The sequence below is a fragment of the Streptomyces sp. P17 genome (assembly GCF_032436805.1).
Taxonomy (GTDB): domain Bacteria; phylum Actinomycetota; class Actinomycetes; order Streptomycetales; family Streptomycetaceae; genus Streptomyces.
Genome location: NZ_JAVRBF010001266.1, coordinates 1 through 248, shown reverse-complemented (window position 1 = coordinate 248; position 248 = coordinate 1). Strand labels below are relative to the sequence as shown.

At 43.5% G+C, this 248-nt stretch carries 1 pseudogene; it reads right to left on the bottom strand.

The features are described 5' to 3' along the window. A pseudogene (gene eno, locus RMT89_RS44640) lies at positions 1-240 on the bottom strand (phosphopyruvate hydratase); the annotation flags it as partial. Positions 241-248 lie beyond the last annotated feature (8 nt).

Genomic DNA, 248 nt, shown 5'->3' with positions numbered 1-248 from the left:
GATGATTGCTTCAGCGATAATGTTATTTACATTGTCAACAGCTTTTTGTGTACCAAGACCAAGGTAACGAGATTTGTCACCATCGCGAAGTTCTACTGCTTCGTGCTCACCTGTAGATGCTCCTGATGGAACCATACCACGACCGAAAGCACCAGATTCAGTGTAAACTTCTACTTCAAGTGTTGGGTTACCGCGTGAGTCAAGGACTTCGCGAGCGTAAACGTCAGTAATAATTGACATGTTATTAC